Genomic DNA, 324 nt, shown 5'->3' on the forward strand with positions numbered 1-324 from the left:
CGAGGAGTTGCCGGCGGGATCGGTGACGGTCGCGCGGAACTGGTAGCTGCCGTCAGCGAGGTCACCCTGCGCGGCCGTCGTCGAACTCCAGGTGCTGCCGCCGTCGGTCGAGACCTCATAAGCCACACTGGTGCCGTTGGCATCGGCGTTGCCGCTCAGTGACAGATCGAAGGTCTTGTCGGTCGAGTTGAAGTCCGCAGACGACGACCCGCTGTCGTCATAGTTCGACAGAGAGAGCGTCCCCGCCGTCGGCGCCGACGTGTCGACCACCACCGTGACGACATTGCTGGTCGAGGAGTTGCCGGCAGGATCGCTGACGGTCGC

Annotated in this window: 1 protein-coding gene; it reads right to left on the reverse strand. The window is 65.7% G+C overall.

Annotated elements, in window-relative coordinates; translation table 11 throughout:
* Positions 1–324 (reverse strand): Ig-like domain-containing protein (locus RAD15_RS44065; RefSeq protein ID WP_458184905.1); only part of this gene is annotated, 324 nt, incomplete at both ends.

Source organism: Bradyrhizobium sp. 14AA (assembly GCF_054185205.1).